Here is a 26284-nt window from a genome sequence, read left to right as displayed (position 1 = left end):
CTATCAAATACCTTTACTCATTTTAGCGGATTTATATTGACGTGGCGATTGATTATACTTTTTCTTAAAGGCCACACTAAAATAGTGTTGGCTATTAAATCCACAGCTCTCCGCAATTGCAGACATGCTTGCGTCCAGGTTTTCATTTATTTTCTTCACGGCCATTTCGAGGCGGTAATTATTTATATACTCATTAATGCCAATAGACTGCTCCTCCAAAAATTTACGACTTAAGTAGCTTGGATTCAAATGGATCTTTTCTGCAATAATATTTAAACCGAGCTTTTCATAATAGTTTTCATGGATATAGGAAAGCGCACTTTGAATCGCATCATGGTTGGAGCTCCATACTTTATATTTCTCTACAATCGCATCTAATTCACTAGCAATAACAGGTTTTGTAAGATAATCTTTTACCCCGATACGCAATGCTTGCTGGGCATATTCGAAGGTCTGATAAGCAGTTACCATAATGATGTCTATTTCATACATTTCTTTTAATTCCTTGCTCAAAGTGATACCATCTTTCCCAGGCATTTGGATATCCAAAAAGGCGATAGTCATACGGTGTTTTTTAGCTAATTGCAGAGCTTGTGAGGCATCCTGAGCAGTATGGAATGTCCAATTAGGGAAATGCGGTTTTAATAAATAAATCATTTGCTCTAGCTCTAACGGCTCATCATCTGCGATTAAAATATGCATGGTGAGATTCTCCTTTCACATTCAAATTGATAGAAGGGCTAAGCGGGAACGTGAATTGTAACTGTGTAAAACTGTTCATTATTTTGAATCGAAAATAAAACATTTTCGAGACCATAAATAAGCTCAAGCCGTTGTCTAATATTTTCAAGACCATAACCTTGCTGTAATTCATCTTCTAGCTGTTCAATAGCAGTTTCTATCTTTTCTAAGGGCTGTGTATTTTTTATTTCTATTAATAAGATCTTGTCCATTTTTTTTATCGTAATGGATAACTCAGCAGGTCCTATATGCTTTTCAAAGCTATGTTTATATGCATTTTCAATAATGGTCTGCAAAATAAATGGAGGTATTTGTACAGATAGAGCTTCATCATCCATATCCTTATGAATCGTCAAACGATGTCCAAAGCGTAACTGTTGAATATTTAAATAGCTATCCATAAATTGTATCTCGTTCTTTAACGCGATTAAAACCTCATGATTATTGTATTTAAATTTAAAAAACGTTGCTAAGGCCTCAATACCCGCAACCAAATCTTCCTTACGATTGATGCGGGCTAGGCTTAGCAATGAATTTAATGCGTTAAAAAAGAAATGTGGTTGTATTTGCTGATTTAACTGAAGAATATTCGCTCGTTGTAAATCCTGCTTGAGCTCTAAACTTCTCTTTTCTTCCTCAAGGCTATCGATTTGTTTTTCGAAAATAAATATAAAAGTAAGCAGAAAAGCTCCAATAATTGGAGCAATTACACATAGGAGAATATATATGTTGAAGGTTTCTAGTTGTAACATAATGATCTCTCCATTTATTTTATAAGTGTAAGATACATTAAACTAAATTTTCTGCAAAATGGCAAGCTACCTTATGTGTTGCAGTGATTTCTCGTAATGCTGGAACTTCTGCTTTACATTTCTCTGTGGCGAATGGACAACGTGTGTGAAAGCTACAGCCAGTAGGAGGATTAAGAGGTGACGGTAGGTCTCCTTTTAAAATAATGCGCTCCTTGCGATGTTGTTTGTCGATTACTGGAATAGAAGAAAATAATGCTTTTGTATAAGGATGATATGGCTGTGTGAAAAGGGAATGCTTATCAGCAATTTCGACAACCTTTCCAAGATACATGACCATGATACGATCTGAAATATGTCGAACAACACTTAAATCGTGTGAGATAAATAAAAATGTTAAATCTAAATCTCGTTGTAGCTGCTTTAATAAATTTAAAATTTGTGCTTGAATAGAAACGTCTAGCGCAGAAACCGATTCATCACAAATAATAATTTTAGGATTGACTGCAAGAGCTCTTGCAATTCCGATACGTTGACGCTGACCACCAGAAAATTCATGTGGATAGCGCTCTAAGTATTCAGGACGTAATCCAACAAGCGACATTAATTCAATCATGCGTGCCTCTTGTTGTTCAGGTGGTACTATTTTTTGAATAGACATGGCCTCTGTTAACATTTTACGAATGGTTCTTCGTGGGTTAAGGGATGCATACGGATCTTGGAAAATAATTTGGATGTCCTTGCGTGCAGCACGTAGCTCTTTTTTGTTCATATTCACTAAGTTTTTACCAAATAACATTACTTCTCCAGAAGTAGGTTCATCTAATCTTAAAATAGAACGCCCCGTCGTTGATTTTCCGCAGCCAGATTCTCCAACAATGCTAAGTGTTTCACCAGGCATAATGTCAAAGGAAACACCATCCACAGCTTTTACAATTTGCTGAGGACCGAAGAGCTTTTCTTTTTTTAAGAAAAAATGCTGTTTTAAATCATTTACTTGTAAGAGTGGTTGTGTTTGTAGCGCTGTTGTCATACTGTCATCTCCTTCATCATTGTTTGCCCTTGCCATTCATTGCTGTACATCCAACATCTTACTTTTTTCTCGTGCTCCACAGTCATAAGCTCAGGTTGTTGTTCATGACATAAATCTGTAGCAAATGGGCAACGTTCTGCATAACGACAGCCAACCGGATAATTGTATGGACTTGGAACAGTTCCGTGAATAGTAGATAATTCTTCTTGCTCTTCATAGAGCTTTGGTAATGATTGTATTAATCCATTTGTATAGGGGTGTAACGGTTTTTCAAAAAGACTTTCTGTTGTGCCTTCTTCTACAATCTGCCCTGCATACATCACAGCAATTTTATCGCAAATTTCTGCTACAACACCTAGGTCGTGAGTAATGAAAATAATGCTCATGCCTAATTGCTTTTGCAGATTTTGTATAATTTCAATAATTTGAGCCTGAATGGTTACATCAAGTGCCGTTGTAGGTTCGTCTGCAATTAAAACATCTGGTGTACACGCTAATGCCATTGCGATCATAATGCGCTGACGCATCCCACCGCTTAACTGGTACGGCTCCTGCTTCGCTCTTTTTTCTGGTGCAGGAATTCCCACTAGACGGATCATATCGACGGCCTTTTGCCATGCCTCTTTACGTGATAAACCTTGGTGTAAGCGAATAGATTCAGCAATTTGCTCCCCAACGGATAACACAGGATTTAGACTTGTCATAGGCTCTTGGAAAATCATTGATATTTTATTGCCTCGAATTTTGCGTAATTCCTCATCTGATAATTTTAAGATATCTGTATTATTTAAGAAAATCTCACCGTTGATGATTTTACCAGGAGGTGACGGTACTAAACGAAGTAACGATAGGGAGGTCATTGATTTCCCACAACCAGATTCACCAACAATGCCTAGCGTTTCTCCCTTTTGAAGTATAAAGGAAACACCATCCACAGCTTTGGCAACGCCTTCACTCGAATAAAAATAAGTTTGTAAATTTTTTACTTCTAACACGGTATTTTGTTTCATCGCTTTTTCCCTCCCTAGTTTAAATCCATTCGTTTATTAAAAATTCGATATAATATGTCTACGAAAAGATTAATGAAAACAAATATTAATGAGGCTACGAGAACGCCGCCTTGAACAACAGGTATATCTCGTGTACGAATAGCATCTACAATCATTCGTCCTAAGCCGTTGACAGCGAACACAGATTCTACTAATACTGTTCCCCCAAGTAAACTACCAAACTGTAAGCCTACAACTGTAATAACTGGAATTAAGGCATTGCGTAGTGCGTGTTTTAAAATGATAATATAGCCTTTTAAACCTTTCGCCTTCGCTGTTCGAATATAGTCTTGGTTCACAACCTCTAGCATACTAGAGCGAGTCATACGCGCAACGATTGCAGCGCCACCAGCACCTAGTGTGACCGCTGGTAGAATAATATGTTTGGCACTATCCCAACCTGCTACAGGAAGCCAGTGTAGCTGTACAGAGAAAACATACATCAATAAAATACCTAACCAAAAACTTGGTAGGGAAATCCCTAATAAGGCGACAATCATTAGTCCAACATCCATAAACGAATATGGACGGATTGCTGAGATGATGCCGGCAATCAACCCCAAAATAATAGTGATTAAAATACTATAAAAGGCTAGCTCAATTGTAATTGGTAAACGTGCAGTAATTTCCTCAAATACAGGTTGTTTATTTTTTAACGAATGCCCCATATCTCCCTGTACAAGATTTTTAATATAATCTGTATATTGGATAGCTAATGGTTTATTAAGCCCTAAATTTTCACGTAATTCTTCAACCGTTTCTTGAGAAGCTCCTTCTCCTGCTAAAATAATGGCGGGATCACCGGGGATCATTTGCATAATTAAAAAAACAACAAGCGTTACACCAAGGGTCACAGGAATAATTTGAGCGAGCCGTTTTATGATAAATAATGTCATGTGTCTTCTCTCCTTTAATTTTTCATTCTTGGGTCTAGCGCATCGCGTAAACCATCGCCAAATAAGTTAAATCCTAAAACAAGGATGGAAATCATAATACCAGGGAATAGCGCCATATAAGGAGCAGTAAATAAGAAATCTCTTCCGTTTGATAGCATGGCACCCCATTCAGGAGATGGTGGCTGTGCCCCTAATCCTAAAAAGGATAGACCTGCCGCAGATAGAATAGCCGTTGCTAAACGCATAGATGCTTGTACAATAATCGGTGATAAAATGTTCGGGAAAATATGTTTAATTAAAATCGTCATATCATTTGCTCCGAGTGTTTTGACAGCATCGATATATTCTAGTTTTTTAACTTCCATTGTCGAGCCACGTACGATACGAGCAAACATGGGGATAGAGAAAAAACCTACTGCAATTGTGACGTTAATTAGACTTGGCCCTAATGCACTGACAATAGCTAGAGCTAATAAAATACCTGGAAAGGCAAGCATGATATCTAAAATTCGACTAATAATAGAATCAACCCATTTACCATAATAACCAGCGATAAGTCCTAGGAATGTGCCAATCGATCCACCAAATAACACAGCTGAAATACCAACTCCAATGGATAAGCGTGAACCATATAAAATTCGACTTAAAATATCTCGTCCTTTGTCATCGGTGCCCATTAGATGATCTAAACTTGGCCCTTGTAATTTTTGATCTAACTGTACGTCGTAAGGATCATAAGGTGCTAGAATAGGTCCGATAAGAAACATCAATATATATAGAAGAATGATGATGCCCCCAGCGACCGCCGCTTTATTTTTTTTTATTTTGTTTAGGAAAGAGACAAGATTCTTTTTTCTAGAGGCCTTGCGTGCATTCACTAAAACAGAATGATCGATAGTAGTAGTTACTTTATCCATATCGAATCTCCTTTTCTATTTGATTTGTTTTCAATTTAGTGAAAAGCGTAAAGAATGTAAATGATTAATGGAGTATTAGTCAGAAAATTTAAAAAACAAGTAAAGATTTTAAAAAACAAGTGAATTTTATTTCTTTATAATTCGAAATGTAAGGATCAAATCATATAAGGAGGAAATGTTTATGAAGAAAATGAAGTTGATTTTATTTATGACACTCATTACCGTACTTGTTTTACAGGCATGTTCAACTGCAAGTAATCAAAGTTCAGAAGGTTCTAAGGAGGGATCAAAAAGTGTAGGAGGAGAATTAGTTGTTCTAAGAGCATCGGATGCGACAAGCCTTGATCCTCATTTTATTACAGATATTCCGTCAGCGAATATTATCCATGGCAAAATATATGAAACACTTGTTGCTTTTGATAGAGATCGCAAAATTGTTCCATTACTTGCAAAAGAGTGGGAGCAAAAAGATGATGTCACTTGGACATTTACATTAAATGAGGGCATTAAATTCCATGATGGAGCAGATTTTAATGCAGAGGCTGTTAAAGCTACATTTGATCGTATTTTAGATCCTGCAACTGGTTCACCACAACGTGATAAATTATCAATGATTAATGAAGCAGTGGTAGATGATACGTATGTTGTCACGTTGAAGTTAAAAGAACCATATGCACCGCTTTTATCTATTTTAGCAAGTCAAGAAGGTAGTATGATCAGCCCGAAAGCTATTGCGGAAGCGGCTGATGAATTAGCAACACATCCAGTAGGGACAGGTCCATTTGTATTCGAGGATTGGAAATCTGGTCAAGAAATTACATTAAATACAAACAAAGATTACTGGGGCACTGTACCGAAAGTAGATAAAGTAACATTTAAAGTCGTACCAGAGGACTCTACTCGTTTAGCAATGATTGAAAGTGGAGAAGCACATATCGCTGAACAAGTACCCGTAACAGAGATTGACCGCATAGAAAATTCTTCAACGATGAATTTATTCCGTGCCGAAGGACTTGCAGTAGAATTTATCGGTTTCAATGTGAAAGATGCACTATTATTAGATGTAAAAGTACGTCAGGCAATTAGTTATGCAGTTGACCGCGAAGCAATTATTAGTGGTATTTATGATAATGTAGGTACACTTGCAAATTCGGCAATGAGTCCTAAAATTATTGGTTATTCTAGTGAAACAAAACCATATGACTATGATGTAGTAAAGGCAAAAGAGTTACTAAAAGAAGCTGGCGTTAAAGAAGGAACAAAAGTTAAATTACTGACAAGTGACCGTAAAGAGCGTATCAATATGGCTGAGGTTATTCAATCTCAATTAAAAGGTATTGGATTAGATGTTGAAATTCAAGTAATGGAGTATGGTGCATTTATTTCTGAAATCACGAAAGAACAGCACCAAATATTTATTAGTGGTTGGGGTAATGCTACTGGGGATGCTGATTATAACCAATTTAATCTATTCCACACGGCTTCTATGGGACCTCCAGGCAACCATTTCTACTATTCAAATCCAGAGGTAGACAAGCTAATTGAGCAAGGGCGTTCTGAGTCAAATCAAGAAGCACGTAATGAAATCTACAAAAAGGCAATGCAAATAGAGTTAGATGAAGCTGTATACATTCCAGTTCGTAACTATGAGCATTTAGCAGTCTACAGCAATGCTGTAAAAGGTTTCTGGTTAGACGCATCTAACTACACAATAATCGGTGGCGTTGAAATTGTAGAATAATCGAATTTGGTGAAAGATAAAAAATACCAATTGGGAGGAAACTATGAGTAAACTATTGCTGAAAAATGTAAGATTAGAAGAAGCATATGAGCACGAAAATGAACATATTGTTGCAACTCGTACAGGTATTTATGATGTCCTAATCGTAGATGGGCATGTTCAACAAGTGGATAACAATATAGTGGCCGATGGAGACGTAGAAGTAGTGGATGCTCAAAAGCAACTATTAGTCCCTTCTTTCCGAGAAATGCATATCCATATCGATAAAACGTATTTTGGTGGGGAATGGCAAGCACCAAGACCCATTACTAAAGGGATATTAACGCGTATTGAAGAAGAAAGAACGCTATTACCAAAGCAATTACCAACGGCTGCTTATCGAGCAGAGGAAATGGTGAAGTGGCTTATTTCCCAAGGACATACACATATTCGTTCACATTGTAATGTGGACCCACAAATTGGGACAAAACACATTGACATCACAAAGCAAGTATTAGAAAAATACCAAGATCAAATCACCTATGAGATTGTGGCTTTTCCACAACATGGCTTATTACGCTCCAATGTGGAAGAATTGATCCGTGAAGCAATGGCAATGGGTGCAACGCTCGTTGGGGGCGTTGACCCATCCATTGTAGATCGCAATATTGAGAAATCACTGCACACAACGATGGGTATTGCCCAAGACTATAATGCAGGAATAGATATTCATATTCATACAGCTAACACACTTGGTGAATTTGAATTTTATAAGCTAATCGAGTTAACGAAACAGGCGAAAAAAGAAGGACAAGTGACAATTAGCCATGCGATGGCACTTGCGGATTTAGAACAGTCACGATTAGAAGATTTAGTACAGGCGATGGCTGCTGTACAAATGGATGTCACAACAACTGTACCAACAGACCTGAATCGTTCAACAATACCAATGCCTTATCTTTATAACAATGGTGTAAAGGTTTCTGTAGGACATGATAGTTTAACAGACCATTGGTCACCATACGGTACGGGCAATACGATTATGAAATTAAATGTGATGGCACAGAGATTCCGTTTTATCGACGAATATTCATTAAGTCGTGCTTGGAGATACGCTTCTGGTGGTATCACACCTTTGAACGACGTGGGAGAACGTGTTTGGCCACAAGCTGGTGATAAAGCCAATATGCTGTTAGTAGATGGCGTTAGCACTGCTCATGTTATAGCAAGAAGATGCCCAATTTCTACTGTTATTTCACAGGGCAAAATTATTCACCAACAGGAAGTAGGAGAGTTGAAAGGAGAATTCAGATGAAGCACTGGCTTACAAATGTTCTACTTGAAACAGGAGAATATGTAAAAGAAAATGATACAGTTGGTACGAAAGTGGAGCTTTTTAACCTTGAAATTACAGATGGCTATATTTCTCAAATTGTACCAGCAACGCAGGTAATCGATTCTCCAAATGAAGTAACAAATATGAACGGGAAGCTGCTATTACCTGCCTTTAAGGAAATGCATAATCATTTAGATAAAACATACTTAACTTTACCATGGAAGGCTTGTGTACCCGTAAAAAATTTAAAGGAACGACTTGATCGTGAAGCACAAGAGTTATCCGTTCTTGCTACAACAGGTAAACAACGTGCAGCTGCAATGATTGAGAAAATCGTTAAGAATGGCGCCAACCATATTCGTACCCATGTTAATATTGATCCTTACATTGGCTTGAAAAATTTAGAAGGTGTACTAGCGGCATTGGATGAATATAAAGATGTCGTGACGTCAGAAGTCATTGCCTTCCCACAGCATGGCTTACTAAGAGATGATGTCCCTAAATTATTGCGTGAAGCCTTACGCAATGGGGCAACGATGATTGGCGGCTTAGATCCAGCAGGGATTGATAATTCAATTGAGCCTTCTCTTTATGAAGTGATGGATATCGCACAGGAGTTTAATGTAGATGTTGATATTCACCTCCATGATGGTGGTCATGTTGGGTATTATACAATCGATAAATGGATAGATATCGTTGAGGATGCACAATATCAAGGTAGAACGGCGATTAGTCATGCATTTTCACTTGGGGATGTATCCGTTATGGAACAGCATAAAATCGCTGATCGTCTCGCACAACAGCAAGTGAAAATTATGTCTACTGTGCCATTCGATTTAAGACGTTTAATTCCACCAATTGATTTACTAACAGAGCACGGAGTAGATGTCCACTTTGGGTGCGATGGCTTTTATGATTCTTGGAGTCCTAATGGCTCTGGAGATATTTTAGAAAAAGCGACTACTTTTGCTGATATTTCTCGTAAGCTAGATGAACGCTCTATTCGACAAACATTAAAATATATTACAAATGGTGTAACACCATTAGATGCAAATGGTCAAAAGGTTTGGCCGAATGTGAAAGACGAAGCAAGCTTTGTATTCTTTGACGCAGTATCAAGTGCTGAGGTCATTGCACGTAAACTATCTAACCGAGTGGTTATGTCAAATGGTAAGTTTATCAACTAAGTATAAATCTAAATCCCCCTTATTTAGATATGATAGCAAACTAGAAGATTTCTAGTTTGCTATACTTATGTTTTAATAGAAAAGATTAATAAAGGAAAGGGAAGTAGATTTTTAATAGTTGACCCAGAACTTATGTAGAAGTCTCTTTACATGCAGGTACGATTAATATGAAGCAATTCACTATCTATATGATTTTATTTAGCTGTGTATTTTTTTGGGCCAGTAACTTCATTATTGGCTCGATTTTAATTGAACACTGGGCTCCTATAACAGTCGCCATTTTTAGGCTAATTATCATTGTTTTATTTTTGGGATGTATTAGTTGGAAAGCTATTACCCGAACAATATTTACGCGCAAGAATTTACTATTGTTGGTCATTGCAGGAATACTGGGCGTTTCCATTAATCACTATAGTTTTTATGCCAGCCTTCAGCATACTTCTCCTATCACTGCGGCTTTAATATTAGCCTGTGCACCGATTGTCACATCATTATTGAATAAATTGATTTATCATGAATCACGGAACGGCATATTTTGGCTAGGTGCGATCATTTCATTTGTAGGAGTGGGTCTCATCATTACAAAAGGAGCCCTCATCACCATTTCTATTGGTAAGGGAGAGGTGCTAAGTTTAATTACAATGCTAAGCTTTTCCTTATTTCTTATTATTGTGAATCATCTTAGTCTAAAAATGTCAGCTCAGTCCATCACCTTTTATACAAATCTAATTGGCTTACTGATGCTTATACCATTTTCTTTTACTATATTGCCGCAAACAAATTGGCAAGTAACATACCCCTATTGGATTTTGCTAGTTTTATCAGCAATCGTTATTCATGGGGTTAGTAATTTAATGTGGAATCAAAAAATGAAGGAAATAGGCTCGACGAATGCTTCGCTGTTATTGAATTTTGAGCCAGCTATTGCCATGCTGTTGAGTGCGATTTTTTTAAAGCAATTTCCTACCAGTGTCCAAATTTATGGCTCCTTACTGATTTTACTAGGGATTTTGCTATGTATTTATTATAAAGAAATAAAAGTTATGCTTTTTATGAAAGGAAAAACAAATTAAAAAATGTATTTTTCTGTACAGTATGTTAGAGGTAGCTTCTAACATGCTGTTTTTTGTAGCGCTTGTTTTATTTTTTTACAAAAACAATATGACTTCGAAAATCGTCTTGTTCCAGATTAATTGTATTCTATAAGAAGCAATTGATTTTGTTTAGTTGCCATTAATATTCAATTTCCTGAAATAAAAATGTATATTTGAATAATAAAAATAGGGAGCGATTGAAAGCTATTTATAAAATATGCATACTCTGTATTGTCAATAAATTATTTTTTTGAAAATTTAAGTAAAAACAGAATTGATTTTTAATTTTTATTGCTACTTCTAAAAATTAAAATTTCGTACATTTATATGGTGAAATTCTCTTTTGTTCTAAAAATTTCTATTATTCATTGATTTGATCTGCTTCCTTTTTAGAGAAATGAGCATAAAAATATCGTTGGTAAAATAAGACGTATACAACATCAGAATGTGAAGTTATGCACAAAAATAATTATATCAATATAATTAATGATACCTAGGATAATAGAGTAGAAAAGTAATATTAGCTAAAAGCTGTCATGTTTTTTGTAGGAAAAACGAATTTATACTTAGAGACTGTAAGGTTTATGTGATAAAAATCATTGATAAAAAAACAAAATACTTTTTGGAGAAATAATATTTTTTAGAAAAACATCTTGCATTTGAATAATTCTAAGTGGTAAATTGTTTTACATGGACGTTCATAGAATTTTCACAGGTAGCAAAAGAGGGGAGAAATGAGAATTTATGAATAAAAATAGATGGTTAATTGCATTATCTGCAATCGCTATTCACCTTTCAATCGGTGGAGCCTATGCATACAGTGTATATAAGCTACCGATTGTCACAGAAATGGGATGGAGTGAAACAAAGGTAACGGTTGCCTTTACCATTATGATGGGGCTTGCAGGTTTCTCTGCCGCATTATTTGGTAGCTTAGTAGAAAAAATGGGGCCACGTAAATCGGCGATGGTAGCAGCTGTCTTATTTGGAGCAGGACAAGCTGGTGCGGGTGTAGCGATTTCAATGGATTCTGTTGTCATGTACTGGTTAACATATGGTGTTCTTAGTGGGTTAGGTATGGGGATTGGTTATATAGCCCCTGTATCAACACTTGTAAAATGGTTCCCAGATCGCCGTGGTCTAGCAACAGGTATGGCCGTACTTGGATTTGGATCTGGTGCATTAATTACAGCGCCAGTCGCAGCCAACTTAATGGAGGCAGTTGGCATTTCTACAACGTATTTTATTTTAGGGGCAAGTTATTTCACGTTAATGATTTTAGGGGCTTCATATATAGCGCCGCCTAAGCCTGGTTATATGCCAGCGAATATGAAGGCAGCTGCCGATAAAGGCAAAGAAGTAGTAAAGAAAGATTTAGCAGTGATGTCAGCGCGTGAGGCTGTCAAAACAAAGCATTTCTGGATGCTATGGTCCATGCATTTAGTCAATGTAACTGCGGGGATTATGATGATATCTGTTGCCTCTCCGATGGCACAGGAGATTGTTGGTCTATCAGTTGCTGGTGCTGCTGCAATGGTAGGAATAATGGGGCTATTTAATGGTGGTGGTCGTTTAATTTGGGCCGCTGTGTCTGATTATATTGGTCGTTCAAACGTTTTTGTTATTTTCTTTACAGCACAATTAATTACATTTATTGTCCTACCACATACAACAAACGTAATTATTTTCCAAGCACTTATTTTCTTAGTTGTTAGTTGCTACGGTGGTGGATTCTCGAATTTACCTGCATTTGCTAGTGATCTATTTGGTACAAAGCAACTTGGCGTTATTCATGGCTATTTATTAACAACTTGGTCATTAGGTGGTATTTTCGGACCGTTGTTAGTAAGTACAATTAAAAATGCTTACGGAAGCTATATTCCTGTGTTCTATGTATTTGCTGGGTTAATCGCAGCTTCATTAATTATTTCGTTAACACTACGCGCAGATGTACGTAAACAAACTGCTTTAAAAGCAGCACAAAATGTTGGAGATGTCTCCGCTACTCAATAAAGTGAACTTTCAATTGAGACAGGAACTATATAAGTGTCATTTCGCACATGGCACTTATATAGTTATTTTTTTGCAGCAGTTGTTATATAACAATTATCGTTTCTTAGTTTAATGTATAACAGTATATATTTGATGTCAATAACATGACTGGAAATGAAGTGATTTTGTTATTAAAAGAGAGATTCTGTAACGAAATGCACAATAAGGGACAATCCGCTAAAATTTGAATCTTTTCTCAAATGTAAACGTATATAAGGTAATTAGGAGGGATGAATCTTGGGAAAATTTTCTTTAGATGAATTTGTTCATAAAACACAGCAAGATGACAATGAAAATGATTATTTTGAATTGGAAACTGAACGAGTATTAGAAGTGAATCTAAACGGTGAAGTATGGTCAAAAATGGGTGCAATGATTTCCTATACGGGTGATATTAAATTTGAACGTGAGCGTGTGCTGGAGCATGGTCTTGGTAAGATGTTTAAGAAGGCTTTAACAGGTGAAGGCACGCAATTGATGAAAGCAAGCGGAAAGGGAAGACTTTATTTAGCAGACCAAGGAAAGAAAGTAACGGTCTTTGATTTGAAAAATGACAGTATTTGTGTAAACGGAAATGATTTACTTGCCTTTGAGCCTAGTATTGAGTGGGATATACGCTTAATGCGTAAAATGGCTGGCATCATGTCAGGCGGTCTATTCAATGTGACACTACAAGGAACAGGGAAAGTGGCCATTACAACACATTTTGAACCATTGACATTATTAGTGAAACCAGGTGAAACAGTTTATACTGATCCACATGCTACTGTTGCATGGTCAGGAAATTTAACACCTGAGTTTAAAACAGATATCAGCTTCCGTACATTTATCGGTCGTGGCAGTGGCGAATCCATTCAGATGGCATTTTCGGGTGAAGGCTTTGTCATTATCCAGCCGTTTGAAGAAGTTTATATGTCTAGTGAAAGCTAAAAAGAGCGTGTCCGTTTTTCTTGGACACGCTTTTTCATAGTGTTGAAAAGCAAAGCAATCAATAGCATTTTTGTGAAAGATGAAAATGGATTTCCGTTGCTGGCTACTTACTTTCCTGTAGGCGAGCGCCGAGCCGCTTCCTCCGCTACCGCTCGGTGTAGGGTTTCAACTGTCTCGCTATCCCATGGGAGTCAAGTAGCCTGCCACCTCAACCCACAAATATTTAACTTTTTAGCAAAGGTTTTTAAATAAAGTGAAGGTGTTCACTAAGCATTTATGAAAGCGTGTTGTAACTAAACACTTCTCCACATTGAAAATAAGAGCCTGTTCTTTCTCTCATTATACAAATAAAGGGCTATTCGATTGCAACAGCTATATGAAAGATAAAGAAACATGGTGGAGGCGGCTTATCGGACGCCCCTTGAACGGAAATCAACCCCTTGCCTTGCCAAAAGGTCTTTCTCTTCTATTATAATGCAGCATGCATTCCTGCAATACGTCCCGTTACGAGCGCAGAGGTAATATTATAGCCCCCTGTATAGCCATGAATATCAAGAATTTCTCCACAGAAGAATAAACCTTCTTTTTTCTTTGATGCCATTGTTTTTGGCTCGATTTCTTTTACAGAGACACCACCGCCCGTAACAAACGCTTTGTCAAGTGACTGTGTGCCGCTCACTTTTAATGTGAAATTGACTAGTAAATGTGCTAATTGACGAATTTTCTCTTGGGATAACTCAGCACCTGTTGATTGGACATCGATATTTGCTCGCTCACATAAGAATAAGAGCCACCGTTCTGGTGCAATGCCTTTCCAGACATTTTTCACAGCCTTTTTTGGATCTTCCTTGATTAGTTTATTTAAATATTGCAGACATGTTTCTTCATTATAATGAGGCAGTGTCTGAATACGTATTGTCACTGGTTCATAGCCTGTTTTCATTAATTCTTTCACAACGAACTGACTACAGCGTAAAACAGCGGGACCACTCAAGCCAAAATGGGTAAAGAGCATATCCATTTGATGTGTGACAAGTGTCTTGCCTTTTTTGTTGAGCACAGAGACAGCGACATCACGCAATGCTAGACCTTGAAGCTCACGCGCTTGGATAAAGTCCTCTTTTGATAGAACAGGCACCTCTGTTGGGAAGAGCGTCGTGATTGTATGACCAGCACGCTCTGCCCAAGGATAGCCATCACCTGTTGAACCGGTTTGTGGGACCGCCTTGCCACCAACTGCTACAATGACTGCTTGACTACGGACTTCGGAGCCATCCGCAAGACGTACACCCAAAATTTTATTTTCGTCCATCAGAAGCTTACTGACGGCTGTGTGTAAACGAACTTCAATATGTAGTCGTTGAAGCTGACGAATTAGTGTATCAACTACATCTTGTGCCCGATTGGATACAGGGAACATTCTGCCGTGGTCCTCTTCTTTTAGGGCGACACCAAGCCCTTCAAAAAATGCGATAATATCTTCGTTATTATAAACTGTAAATGGACTATAAAGAAAACGACCATTGCCAGGTATATGCTTAACTATTTCTTCGACAGGTAAACGATTAGTAACATTACAACGTCCACCGCCAGAGATGGCTAATTTCTTGCCAAGTTTTGCGCCTTTTTCTAACAATAACACTTTCTTTTTACGCTCTCCGGCAGCAATCGCCGCCATTAAACCAGATGGGCCACCACCGATCACGATTACATCATACATAGTTAGAAACTCACTTTCTGTTCAAATTAGGAATCTTTCCTATTATACATGAAGTCTATATAGAGAGGGGTTTTCTTGGACATTGAAAATAATAGAAAAGTGTTTTATAATTCCTTATCTCATCTTTCGTGATGAAGAGTGTTTATAGTAGAATGAAACACATGAATCTTTGTTATACAATTGTTTCGATGAAAGTTTTCCTTTATTAGCATTGTCAGCATGAAATGAACGTCTTTTCATGCTATTATGGTAAAGGTTATGCACTAAATTATGAGGTGAAAAATAGAATGTGCGGATTTATTGGTTATATTAATGGAACAAATGTGATTGATCATCATCAAACAATAGAAAATATGATGAATACAATTATTCACCGCGGACCAGATAGCGGCGGTATTCATAGTGACGATAAAGTAACGTTAGGTTTCCGTCGATTAAGTATTATTGACTTATCAGAAGTAGCAAATCAACCATTATATAGTGAAGACGGCAATATTGTGCTTGTATTTAATGGGGAAATTTTCAACTTCCAAGAGTTACGTGCAGATCTTATTGAAAAAGGTCATACGTTTAAAACACAGTCAGATAGTGAAGTCATTATTTATGGCTATGTAGAATATGGCGTAGATTTTGTGAAAAAACTACGTGGGATGTTTGCCTTCTGTATTTGGGATAAAAAGAATGATTTACAATTTATTGCACGTGATGGTTTTGGTATTAAACCATTGTACTATTCTGAGTATACAACAGATGGTACATTTATTTTCGGTTCTGAAATAAAATCGTTTTTACCACATCCTTCATTTATTAAAGAATTAAATAAACAGGCGATACGCCCATACTTAACATTCCAATATTCTTCAATGGATGAAACCTTCTTTAAAGGTGTCTTTAAATTACCACCTGCACACTATATGCTGATTCAAAATGGACAAAAGCAAATTGTGCAATATTGGGATAAAAAATTCCATGCAAAAGACGCACCGATTGAAAAATATATCGAAGAAATTCAGTCAACGGTTAAAGAGTCTGTAGAAGCTCATAAAATTAGTGATGTAAAAGTTGGTTCATTCTTATCTGGTGGTATTGACTCTAGTTATATTACTTCTTTATTACGCCCAGATAAATCCTTCTCAGTAGGATTTGCTGACTATGAAGATATGTTCAATGAGACAAATCTTGCAAAAGATTTATCAGATACGTTGAATATTCAAAATGAACGTAGATATATTACAGCGGATGAGTGCTTTGAAGCTCTTCCTAAAATTCAATGGCATATGGATGAGCCACAGTCCAATCCATCTTCAGTGCCACTTTACTTCCTTTCAGAGCTTGCATCAAAAGATGTAACAGTTGTGCTATCAGGTGAAGGCGCAGATGAAATTTTTGGTGGCTATGCTTGGTATCAAAACTCAGGGAAAATGCAAAAATACGAAAAACTACCATTAGGTCTTCGTAAAACATTACGAGGAATGGCAGAAGCCCTACCGAAAAATCAATATACGAACTTCCTTATTAAAGGTGCTCAAACGGTAGAAGAGCGTTTTATTGGAGAAGCAGTCGTGTGGGATGAAGTAGATGCCATTAATGTTTTAAAACCAGCTTATAAAAATGCGCCATCTGTAAAATCGATTACAAAACGTATTTATGATGAAGTGCCTGGTGATGACGATGTGACAAAAATGCAATACCTGGATCTAAACCTTTGGATGCCTGGTGACATTTTATTAAAAGCAGATAAAATGAGTATGGCTCATTCAATTGAATTACGTGTACCATTTTTAGATAAAGAAGTTATGGAATTAGCGAAAAATATTCCATCTAGATATCGTGTCAACGACATTGATACAAAATATGTTTTACGTCAAGCGGCACATCAAGAATTACCAGAGGAATGGGCGAAACGGCCAAAACTTGGTTTCCCAGTGCCAATTCGTCACTGGTTACGTGAAGAAAAGTATTACAGCATGGTCAAAGAAATGTTTACAACGGACTTTGCGAATGAATTCTTTGATACAAAACAATTAGTGGGCTATCTAGATGAGCACTATGAAGGGAAAGCAAATCGCGGTCGATATATTTGGACGGTTTATGTATTCCTAGTGTGGTATAAAAAGTTCTTTGTGGACATGGTATAAGAAATACGGTTAATCGGTGGGGATGTTCCATTCCTCACCGATTATTTTAAGGTCTTTTTTCATCAGGTATTTTTGAATGAACTTTTTGGTGTATTTATGCGTCTCATTTCCTATAAATATGTTAAGATTACAGTTGGTTTACTTATGCTATTCACAAGGTGATAGCGCTTGCATGTTGGTTTCTTTGAAGTAACAGAAACGAAAATGTTTTATAAGTATCCTTGAAGTGTTACGATATTAATATTGATTTTACAATGAATGGATGGGTATGATGTCCAATTTAATGAAAGGTACTGCGATATTAACACTGGGGATGTTTTTATCGAAGGTACTCGGATTAATTTATATTTTTCCGTTTTATGCAATTGTTGGCGAAAAGAACATTGCGCTTTATCAGTATGCATATATTCCCTATTCTATTATGTTGGCAATAGCTATTTCAGGTGCGCCAATAGCCGTCTCTAAATTTGTCTCCAAGTATAATGCAATGGGAGACTATCAATCAGGTCGCAAGCTGATGAAATCGGGCATACTCATTATGATGGTAACAGGCTTCGGGGCATTTATCGCACTCTTCCTGCTTGCAACGCCGATAGCAGGGCTAGTTATTAAAAGTGAGGAACAAGTCTTTACGGTTGAACAAATTGCTTCGGTGATTCGCTGGGTCAGCTTTGCCTTAATCGTCGTACCATTTATGAGTCTATGGCGCGGCTTCTTCCAAGGCTATGACAAAATGGAGCCTACGGCAGTTTCTCAATTGGTAGAACAAATTGTGCGAATTGTTGTGTTACTTGGTGGTTCTTTCTTAGTCGTTGTGGTGTTCAAAGGGAAGCCAGAGACAGCGATTTCGTTTGCTGTGTTTGCTGCCTTTATTGGGGCAATCGGTGGATTAGGTGTTCTTTATTACTACTGGAAAAAATATCAGCCTGAATTCAACTTATTACGTAGCCAAAGTGTGACGTCTACACAGCTACCGATGTCCAATATTTATAAAGAAGTGATTACCTATTCCATACCAATGGTGTTTGTTGGAGTAGCCAACCCGTTATTCCAATTAGTTGACATGCTTACATTTAATGGGGCGATGACTTCCATTGGTTTAGCAGAAGTGACAGATACTTATTTATCGATGATAAACTTTATGACACATAAGGTTGTCATCATTCCGGTCATGCTAGCGACAGGCTTTTCAATGGCATTAGTACCGACGATTACAAAATATTACACACAGGGTGAGTATTTATCGCTACGCCATGCGATGGATAAAACCTATCAAATTTTAATTTTTATTACATTGCCAGCTGTAGTAGGTATTTCTCTTTTAGCTAATGAAATCTACTTCATGCTTTATTCAGAAAGTGAAATGGGTGCTACTATATTAGCGCATTATGCACCAGTTGCGATTTTATTTGCATTATTCCAAGTAACAGCAGCGTTGTTACAAGGGATTGATTTTCAAAAGTGGATTGTCTTCAGCTTATTATCAGGGATATTCGTTAAGCTAGCGTTAAATATTCCATTCATTCGTTGGCTGGAGGCAGATGGTGCCATTGTGGCAACTGCAATTGGCTATAGTGTATCGATTCTTATCAATATCCTTGTGCTACGAAAAACATTGAATTATCGATCAGAAATGGTTGTTCGTCGTGTTATGTTGATTGCTTTATTGACAATGGCAATGGCAATTAGCGTGCTCGTTGTGCATAAATTATTGGAATTGCTTATGGGCCCAGTAGATAGTAAATTCTCAGCATTACTATTCTCTATTATTTGTGCGGGTGTTGGTGTGGCTGTTTACGGCTTTTTATCACTGCGCTTAGGTTTGGCACAAAAGTTATTGGGTGAACGATTAACGCGCATTATGAGCAAACTGGGAATGAAATAGGAGTGGTACTATGCGTTTAGATAAATTACTAGCGAATATGGGGTATGGTTCCCGTAAAGAAGTGAAGCAGCTATTAAAGCAAAAGGCTGTCACAGTGGATGGTGCTTATGTTAAAGACGCAGCGCTACATGTAGACCCAGAACAGCAGATTGTATCAGTGTTTGGAGAGCGCGTTGTTTATACAGAGTTTGTCTATTTTATGATGAATAAGCCACCTGATGTTATTTCTGCAACAGAAGATTTAAGAGACGAAACGGTGATTGAATTATTAGAGCCATTGCATCAGCATTTTCAACCTTTCCCAGTTGGACGGCTGGACAAAGATACAGAAGGGTTACTGTTATTAACCAATGACGGTTTGCTGGCCCATAATTTATTGTCTCCGAAAAAACATGTGCCAAAGGTTTATTTTGCACAGATTGAGGGCGTTGTGACGGAAGAAGATGTCGAGAAATTTGCGCATGGCGTGGAATTAGATGATGGCTACGTTACAAAGCCTGGAAAGCTTGTGATTCTACAATCTGCACAGCAATCAGAAATAGAGCTGACAATTCAGGAAGGCAAATTTCATCAGGTGAAACGAATGTTTGAGGCTGTGGGTAAACGTGTAACGTATTTAAAGCGGTTGTCTATGGGGAATCTTCACCTAGATGATAAGCTGGCATTAGGTGAATATCGTGAACTAACTGCAGAAGAGCTAGCCAGCTTACAAAACAATCATTAACACAATCCTCGGTGCTACTATAGCATCGGGGATTTTTTATATACAGTATGATGACAGTAACGGTATAATATGAATGAGTTACTGTGATGTACTCATGTAGCTTATCATTATCTAAAGTTTTTAAAATATGATGGTGAAAATAGGTAGAGGACAAATATATGAAGAACCTGCGTATAAAATTATTACTATCTTTAATAGCTTTTGCAGTCATACTCGTTGCTGTCATTTCATATGTCAACAGACAAATACTAGTGGCAGATATCGAGAAGCAAGTGGCCATGAATAAAGTATTAATTGAAAATCATATTCTGACAGATATGCAAACGATCGATAATGCTCATTTTTATTTTGATAAAAATATGTCAGATAATATGGAACAGGAACTTAGAAAATTACAAAACGATTATCGCAAAAATCCTGCTATTGAAACTTGGGATTTGCAACAGAAGAAACAGAAGCATGGTATGGATATTTACATAGTAGATCAATCCAACAAGGTGATTTACACGACATTTGAGAAAGATATTGGTTTGGATTTTTCGAGCTGCTGTCAGCGTTTTTCGGCATTATTGGATGAGCGGCGTGCTAGTGGTGAGTTTTATACAGATGGAATAGATATTTCGACAACGACAGGAGAATACCGAAAGTTCGGCTATTTGGCAACGCATGATAAGAAATATCTGCTTGAGTTAGGCATAGACTTACTGAATGATCCAGTCTTTCAAACCTTTAATTTTGAGAAAACCGCAGAATCCTTAATTGCTAAATACGAGGATTTAGTAGAAGTGCAAATCATTAACGCCGGTGGAGTTTTTTTTGATGATTCTAGATTGAAGAAGATCACCGTGCGAGATCAATCCAAACAATTTCAGCAATATTTTGAGCTAGCGAAGAAAAAAATGGAGCCAGTTGAATTTCAAAAAGCATTACATCATGGTTATATAGAAACGCATCTTTTTTTGCCTTATGAAGCAGAGACAGTGAGAGGGGAGTCTTCAAAAAGGCTTGTTTATGTGAAATTTGTCAATTCTACTAAAATAGAAGCGCTCCAAAAAAATACAAAACAATTTTGGATTTTACTATCCATTGCCTTGCTAACAGCATTTATTATGCTATTAGTCATCAATAAAATTTTATCTAAAACAATCTATCTTGCCACATTCGATCCGTTAACGGGTGTCTATAATCGTGCTACCTATATTCGGAAGTTTGACAATTTATTAAAAAAACGAAAAATGAATGTGCCTGGTTTGTTGTTAATCGACTTGGATAATTTTAAGCAAGTAAATGATCAATTTGGGCATGTGGAAGGGGATCGTATCCTGATTGAAACAGCCATGATTTTAAAGCATGTAGTGAAAAACAATGGCTTTGTCGTGAGATTCGGTGGAGATGAATTTGCTATTGTCTTGTACGATACGACAGAACAACAGATGCAACAAATTGCAGAGGCCATTTTGACTCAAATCAGAACCGTAAAATATGAGGGATATGCTAGTGAAAAATGGTCCGTATTATCTGTCAGCATGGGTGGCGCCATTTATCATCATGTTGAAGAGACAGAAATGAGCTTATTTGAACGGGCGGATAAGGCACTATATCAATCTAAAAATGCAGGTAAAGATCAATATTCTAGTTATGCTGAGGTCGCTGCTGACGAAGACTATAGTATTTAAAAAAACGCTCCATTCTATCATTAGCCAATGATAGCAATGGAGCGTTTTTTAATGCGTTGTCGTTTTGGATCTATAAAAGAAACAACTACATAATACAAGAATGGCGATGACAGCAAACATAGCATTCATATAATGAGTCAATAACCAACCACCTATTATGGGTCCAATAAAGCCGCCTAAATTTTTAAATTGCGCAGCGCCCAAATAAGTTGCTTTTTGTGTATCTGGTGCAATTTCATCAATCATAACATTCATTGTTGGGAAGGCAAAAATCTCACCTATTGTAAAAATAATCATGGCGATGATATAGAGCGTATAATTATTGGAGAATCCGAATAAAAATAGACCAATTGCAAAGAACAGTATACCTACCAATAATGTTGCGGACGATGAAAACCGCTCTGATACAATGCTTATTGGTAATTGTAATAATAAGACAACCGCTGCATTGAGAGAGATTAATAGCGAATAAAGTTTCGCACCTTCCTCGATTTTTAATTCAATGATTTGTGGTAATGTAGAATCAAATTGAGAGTATCCTATATTGATTAGGATGGCACCTAAAATAAAGCTAAGTAGTACACGATTTGTTAATAAAATTGTGAATGTACTTAGTATTTTTGTTTGAGTGACAGCTTTAGGTTGTTGCATTTGATAACGGTTTAACACGAAAAATAAAAATACAGCATAAATGATATACATAATACCTGTCAGCATAAAGGGGATACTTGGACTTGATAGCTGTGAGATGTACACACCGATAATAGGGCCGATGACCGCTGCAATATTAATGGCTGTATAACGTAACGAAAATAGTCTTTTTCGTTTATCAGCAGGTGTAAAATCAATCATTAATGCCTGTGTGGAAGGTTCAAAAAATGAACGACAAAGACCATTCAAGGCATTGAATAGGACAAAGAGCCATACGGTATGAACAGTTGCAAAGCCGAAAAATACAAGGCTCCAAACAATAATCGTTAGTAAAATAACACTTTTTCGACCAAAGCGATCTGTTAGATAACCACCAAAAAATCCACCAATAGTGGAAATAAGTGGCGCAATTCCAATCGTCAACCCAATTTGTAAAGGGGAGGCTTGAATTTCATTATGTAGATAAATAGCTAAAAAAGGCATTGCCATAAAGCTTGCAATACGTGTAAATATTGTTCCGCCTAAGATAATCCAAACTAATGGATGAAAGTACGTTGACAATTTCAAATAAAATCCTCCTCTCAACATTTAGAATGTTTCGAGTTTAACGGATTGTTAAGCAACTGTAAATAGTCAAAATAATCTTGAAGGAGCACATAGGGAAATTTTTCTGTAAGTATGGAGCATAAAGGGTATGTTTTGAATGCACAATAGTGAAATGACTGGCCCTTCCAATAAGCCATAAAAAAATCTAATACGCTTATAACGACAAAAAAGAATGACCCCGACGAAAGGTCATTCTTTTTCCATACACAATGCTTTACGTACAAAACGTAAAACTAAGACGTCATTTTTACTTTTTTCTTCGTCGTTGTCCATTTGCCTCGACTTGGACTCATTACCAAATCGTTAAAGGCTAACACGTTCAAATCTCTTTGAACGGTGCGAGGAGTGATACTAAACTCTTCGACTAAATCCTGTGTAGACACGGTTCCTTTGTCTAAAATAAACATGTACACGTCTTTAATACGATTAAGCATTCGATCAGTAGTTGGTTTCATTAAATGAACCACTCCTTCATCTTAATTCTCTTGGCAAAGACTAGCGGACGACAATATGTGCGGAGTGCACTTAGGCTAATAAGTAGCTGCCTTAGACATCCCCTTTTCTAATTTTATAGTCAGAACAATTATTCTGATAACTTCATTATATAGAAAAACTACTTAATTTTCTAGTGAATGCAAGAGAAATTTACATTTGAAATATAAATTTTATACTGTATTTTGTGGGAATACGTGAAAAACATGCTATATGTGGTAGTGTCAGTAGAAGTTACTGAAAATAGTTGTCAGAAAGCTGATTGTCATATATGTTGTAAGGTGTAGAATAATGTTGATACTTTGAAGGAGGTATATGGTATGGATTGGTTACAGGCTGCAAAAGAAAGGCAAGATGAATTGATACAAGAGTTACAGGAGCTTGTGCAAATTAATAGTGTTCTTGATGAGGATACAATAACTACTGAAGTACCATTTGGAGATGGTCCACTTCAAGCGCTTGAATGGTTACTAGCAAAAGGTCAGAACGAAGGCTTACAAACGAAAAATGTTGATAATTATGCTGGGCATATTGAAATGGGTTCAGGTGAAGAATCACTTGGTATTTTATGTCATGTTGATGTTGTACCGGTTGGAGACGAAGCTGACTGGACATACCCACCATTCAGCGGTACAGTAGCAGACGGTAAGTTATATGCACGTGGTGCGATTGACGATAAAGGTCCTACGATTGCGGCATGGATGGCTATGAAGCTTGTGAAAGAAGCGGGTATTCCATTAGAAAAAAGAGTACGAATGATTATTGGTACGGATGAAGAAACAGGATTCCGCTGTGTCGACCACTATTTTAAACAAGAGGAAATGCCGACAATTGGTTTTGCACCAGATGCGGATTTCCCGCTCATCAATGCGGAAAAAGGCATTGCCGAGCTTGTGTTCTCTCAAAATAAAATAGGTGATGCAACGAAAGAACAACTACTACTATTTAATGCAGGAAAGCGCCCAAATATGGTACCTGATTTTGCGAAAGCAACAATTCAGCATGTCTCCGAGTCATTCGAACAGAATTTTCAAACATTTTTAAGCAAAAATCAGCTAGATGGCTCTTTATTAATGGAGGACTCTCGCTATATAATAACTATCAAAGGTAAAGCAGCCCATGCAATGGAACCAGAAAAAGGTGTTAATGCAGCTGTTTATCTTGCAGCATTTTTACAACAAGAGTTGACGACAGAGGCAAGTAAACAATTTGTTGACTTTATCGCACATGTTTTTTATCAGGATCATTACGGCCATCAGCTTGCGCTACAGTTTGAGGATGCAATGTCAGGAAAAACTACATTAAATCCAGGTATCGTCAGCTATGATGTTCATAAAGGTGGCAGTTTAGTAATTAGTATGCGCTATTCTGTGTCCTACCCATTCGATGAAAAAATAACGGCGGCTCAACGCTTAACGGTGGAAAAAGGGTTCTCACTAGATATTCAAGACGACTCCAAACCGCATTATGTCAGTGAAGATGATCCATTTATCCAAACATTAGCAGCTATTTATAGACGTCAAACGGGTGATAGAGAAACACCTCTATTATCGACAGGTGGTGGGACGTATGCACGTGTGATGAAAAAAGGTGTGGCATTTGGCATGCTGTTTCCGGGAGAGCCAGATGTAGCGCATCGTGCAGATGAGTTTGTTGTCGTTGAAAATCTCGTTAAAGCTGCAGCAATTTATGCTGAAGCAATTGTTGAACTTGCAGGAAAAAAATAACTCAAAGACGAAAAGGATGAACAAAACATGGCATATTCATTATGGAATGATCAAATTGTTGAAGAAGGATCGATTGTGATATCTCCAGAAGACCGAGGTTATCAATTCGGTGACGGCATTTATGAGGTAATCAAAGTTTATAACGGAAATATGTTTACAGCACAAGAGCATATTGATCGTTTCTATGCAAGCGCCGAAAAAATTCGTCTTGTTATTCCTTATACAAAGGACGTTTTACACAAATTATTACATGAGCTAATTGAAAAAAATAATCTAGATACAGGGCATGTATACTTCCAAATTACACGTGGTGCTAATGCCCGTAATCATGTTTTCCCAGATGCGAGTGTTCCAGCTGTATTAACTGGTAATGTTAAAGAGGGTGAACGTGCATATGAAAACTTTGAAAAAGGGGTAAAGGCTACTTTTGTTGAGGATATTCGTTGGTTACGCTGTGATATCAAATCTTTAAACCTACTTGGTGCCGTATTAGCAAAGCAAGAGGCTGCTGAAAAAGGTTGCTATGAAGCGATATTACATCGTGGGGATATCGTGACAGAATGCTCATCAGCGAATGTTTATGGTATTAAAGACGGCAAGCTTTATACACATCCAGCGAATAACTTCATTTTAAATGGCATTACCCGTCAAGTCATTTTAAAATGTGCAGAGGAAATTAATTTACCTGTCGTGGAAGAGCCGATGACAAAAGCGGATTTATTAACGATGGATGAAATCATTGTTTCGTCTGTATCTTCTGAAGTGACGCCTGTAGTGGATGTTGATGGAAACCAAATTGGTGCTGGTGTACCAGGGGAATGGACACGTCAATTGCAACAAGCTTTTGAAGCGAAATTACCACTTTCTTCAAATATAAAATAAAAAAACATTTAGAGAACTACCAATAAGGATAGTTCTCTTTTTTATGGATGTAATGTTGAGTGTCGTCATGTAAAATAAA

At 37.1% G+C, this 26284-nt stretch carries 21 protein-coding genes; 12 read left to right on the top strand and 9 right to left on the bottom strand.

Going from position 1 to position 26284, the window contains the following annotated elements:
* Window positions 1–3: 3 nt before the first annotated feature.
* From MHI04_RS16895 to MHI04_RS16870, 6 genes are read right to left on the bottom strand one after another with little or no spacing between them, the layout of a single operon-like run.
* Window positions 4–702 carry a response regulator gene (locus MHI04_RS16895; RefSeq protein WP_036118767.1) on the bottom strand — a complete coding sequence of 233 codons (699 nt, stop codon included), beginning with the start codon at window positions 700–702 and terminating at the stop codon, window positions 4–6.
* Window positions 703–740: 38 nt separating this feature from the next.
* A complete protein-coding gene (locus MHI04_RS16890; RefSeq protein ID WP_036118768.1) occupies window positions 741–1493 on the bottom strand; it encodes a histidine kinase in 753 nt (250 codons plus the stop codon).
* 37 nt (window positions 1494–1530) lie between these two features.
* Window positions 1531–2523 (bottom strand): dipeptide ABC transporter ATP-binding protein, encoded by a 993-nt coding sequence (locus MHI04_RS16885; RefSeq protein WP_141905335.1) that lies wholly within the window; start codon window positions 2521–2523, stop codon window positions 1531–1533.
* The gene (locus MHI04_RS16880; protein WP_271910738.1) at window positions 2520–3533 is read right to left on the bottom strand and encodes an ABC transporter ATP-binding protein; all 1014 of its coding nucleotides are present in this window, start codon (window positions 3531–3533) and stop codon (window positions 2520–2522) included. The genes MHI04_RS16885 and MHI04_RS16880 overlap by 4 nt, the downstream gene beginning before the upstream one ends.
* 14 nt (window positions 3534–3547) lie before the next feature.
* On the bottom strand, window positions 3548–4468 hold the full coding sequence (gene nikB, locus MHI04_RS16875; RefSeq protein WP_036118771.1) for a nickel ABC transporter permease: 921 nt from the start codon (window positions 4466–4468) through the stop codon (window positions 3548–3550).
* A gap of 14 nt (window positions 4469–4482) precedes the next feature.
* Window positions 4483–5385, bottom strand: coding sequence for an ABC transporter permease (locus MHI04_RS16870; RefSeq protein ID WP_036118772.1), 903 nt, complete (start codon window positions 5383–5385; stop codon window positions 4483–4485).
* A 181-nt stretch (window positions 5386–5566) separates the two neighbouring features.
* Here MHI04_RS16870 and MHI04_RS16865 point away from each other — a divergent pair, with 181 nt between their 5' ends.
* The 6 genes from MHI04_RS16865 to MHI04_RS16840 all read left to right on the top strand — a co-directional run bounded on the left by MHI04_RS16865 (window position 5567) and on the right by MHI04_RS16840 (window position 13704).
* Window positions 5567–7126, top strand: coding sequence for a glutathione ABC transporter substrate-binding protein (locus tag MHI04_RS16865; RefSeq protein WP_036118773.1), 1560 nt, complete (start codon window positions 5567–5569; stop codon window positions 7124–7126).
* 43 nt (window positions 7127–7169) lie between these two features.
* Window positions 7170–8420, top strand: a complete 1251-nt coding sequence (locus tag MHI04_RS16860) for an amidohydrolase family protein (RefSeq protein WP_058845056.1) — start codon at window positions 7170–7172, stop codon at window positions 8418–8420.
* Complete coding sequence (locus MHI04_RS16855; RefSeq protein ID WP_342535040.1) at window positions 8417–9628, top strand: amidohydrolase; 1212 nt, start codon at window positions 8417–8419, stop codon at window positions 9626–9628. The genes MHI04_RS16860 and MHI04_RS16855 overlap by 4 nt, the downstream gene beginning before the upstream one ends.
* 167 nt (window positions 9629–9795) lie before the next feature.
* Window positions 9796–10701, top strand: a complete 906-nt coding sequence (locus MHI04_RS16850) for a DMT family transporter (RefSeq protein WP_058845057.1) — start codon at window positions 9796–9798, stop codon at window positions 10699–10701.
* Between the two features lie 765 nt (window positions 10702–11466).
* Window positions 11467–12735 (top strand): OFA family MFS transporter, encoded by a 1269-nt coding sequence (locus MHI04_RS16845; protein ID WP_036118777.1) that lies wholly within the window; start codon window positions 11467–11469, stop codon window positions 12733–12735.
* 276 nt (window positions 12736–13011) lie between these two features.
* The gene (locus MHI04_RS16840) at window positions 13012–13704 is read left to right on the top strand and encodes an AIM24 family protein (RefSeq protein ID WP_036118779.1); all 693 of its coding nucleotides are present in this window, start codon (window positions 13012–13014) and stop codon (window positions 13702–13704) included.
* Window positions 13705–14173: 469 nt separating this feature from the next.
* Here the strand turns inward: MHI04_RS16840 and MHI04_RS16835 are convergent, their stop codons facing one another.
* Window positions 14174–15424: an NAD(P)/FAD-dependent oxidoreductase gene (locus tag MHI04_RS16835; protein ID WP_036118785.1), complete on the bottom strand. Its 1251-nt coding sequence runs from the start codon at window positions 15422–15424 to the stop codon at window positions 14174–14176.
* 287 nt (window positions 15425–15711) lie between these two features.
* Here MHI04_RS16835 and asnB point away from each other — a divergent pair, with 287 nt between their 5' ends.
* The 4 genes from asnB to MHI04_RS16815 all read left to right on the top strand — a co-directional run bounded on the left by asnB (window position 15712) and on the right by MHI04_RS16815 (window position 21847).
* Window positions 15712–17562, top strand: a complete 1851-nt coding sequence (gene asnB, locus MHI04_RS16830) for an asparagine synthase (glutamine-hydrolyzing) (RefSeq protein WP_271910733.1) — start codon at window positions 15712–15714, stop codon at window positions 17560–17562.
* 271 nt (window positions 17563–17833) lie between these two features.
* A complete protein-coding gene (locus tag MHI04_RS16825) occupies window positions 17834–19447 on the top strand; it encodes a polysaccharide biosynthesis protein (protein WP_080717031.1) in 1614 nt (537 codons plus the stop codon).
* A gap of 10 nt (window positions 19448–19457) precedes the next feature.
* Window positions 19458–20171: a pseudouridine synthase gene (locus MHI04_RS16820; protein WP_036118789.1), complete on the top strand. Its 714-nt coding sequence runs from the start codon at window positions 19458–19460 to the stop codon at window positions 20169–20171.
* 158 nt (window positions 20172–20329) lie between these two features.
* Complete coding sequence (locus tag MHI04_RS16815) at window positions 20330–21847, top strand: GGDEF domain-containing protein (protein ID WP_036118791.1); 1518 nt, start codon at window positions 20330–20332, stop codon at window positions 21845–21847.
* A gap of 48 nt (window positions 21848–21895) precedes the next feature.
* Here MHI04_RS16815 and MHI04_RS16810 read toward each other — a convergent pair whose 3' ends face one another.
* On the bottom strand, window positions 21896–23065 hold the full coding sequence (locus MHI04_RS16810; protein ID WP_080717032.1) for an MFS transporter: 1170 nt from the start codon (window positions 23063–23065) through the stop codon (window positions 21896–21898).
* 272 nt (window positions 23066–23337) lie between these two features.
* Window positions 23338–23559 (bottom strand): DeoR family transcriptional regulator, encoded by a 222-nt coding sequence (locus MHI04_RS16805; RefSeq protein WP_036118795.1) that lies wholly within the window; start codon window positions 23557–23559, stop codon window positions 23338–23340.
* Window positions 23560–23916: 357 nt separating this feature from the next.
* Between MHI04_RS16805 and pepV the strand changes: the two genes are divergently transcribed.
* Window positions 23917–25323 carry a dipeptidase PepV gene (pepV, locus tag MHI04_RS16800; protein ID WP_036118797.1) on the top strand — a complete coding sequence of 469 codons (1407 nt, stop codon included), beginning with the start codon at window positions 23917–23919 and terminating at the stop codon, window positions 25321–25323.
* Between the two features lie 27 nt (window positions 25324–25350).
* Window positions 25351–26205 (top strand): D-amino-acid transaminase, encoded by an 855-nt coding sequence (dat, locus tag MHI04_RS16795; RefSeq protein ID WP_342535039.1) that lies wholly within the window; start codon window positions 25351–25353, stop codon window positions 26203–26205.
* Window positions 26206–26284: the final 79 nt, after the last annotated feature.

Source organism: Lysinibacillus sp. FSL K6-1151 (assembly GCF_038630755.1).
GTDB classification, from domain to species: domain Bacteria; phylum Bacillota; class Bacilli; order Bacillales_A; family Planococcaceae; genus Lysinibacillus; species Lysinibacillus fusiformis_D.
Note: the sequence above shows the minus strand (reverse complement) of the source record. Positions and strands in the feature narration are given on the sequence as shown.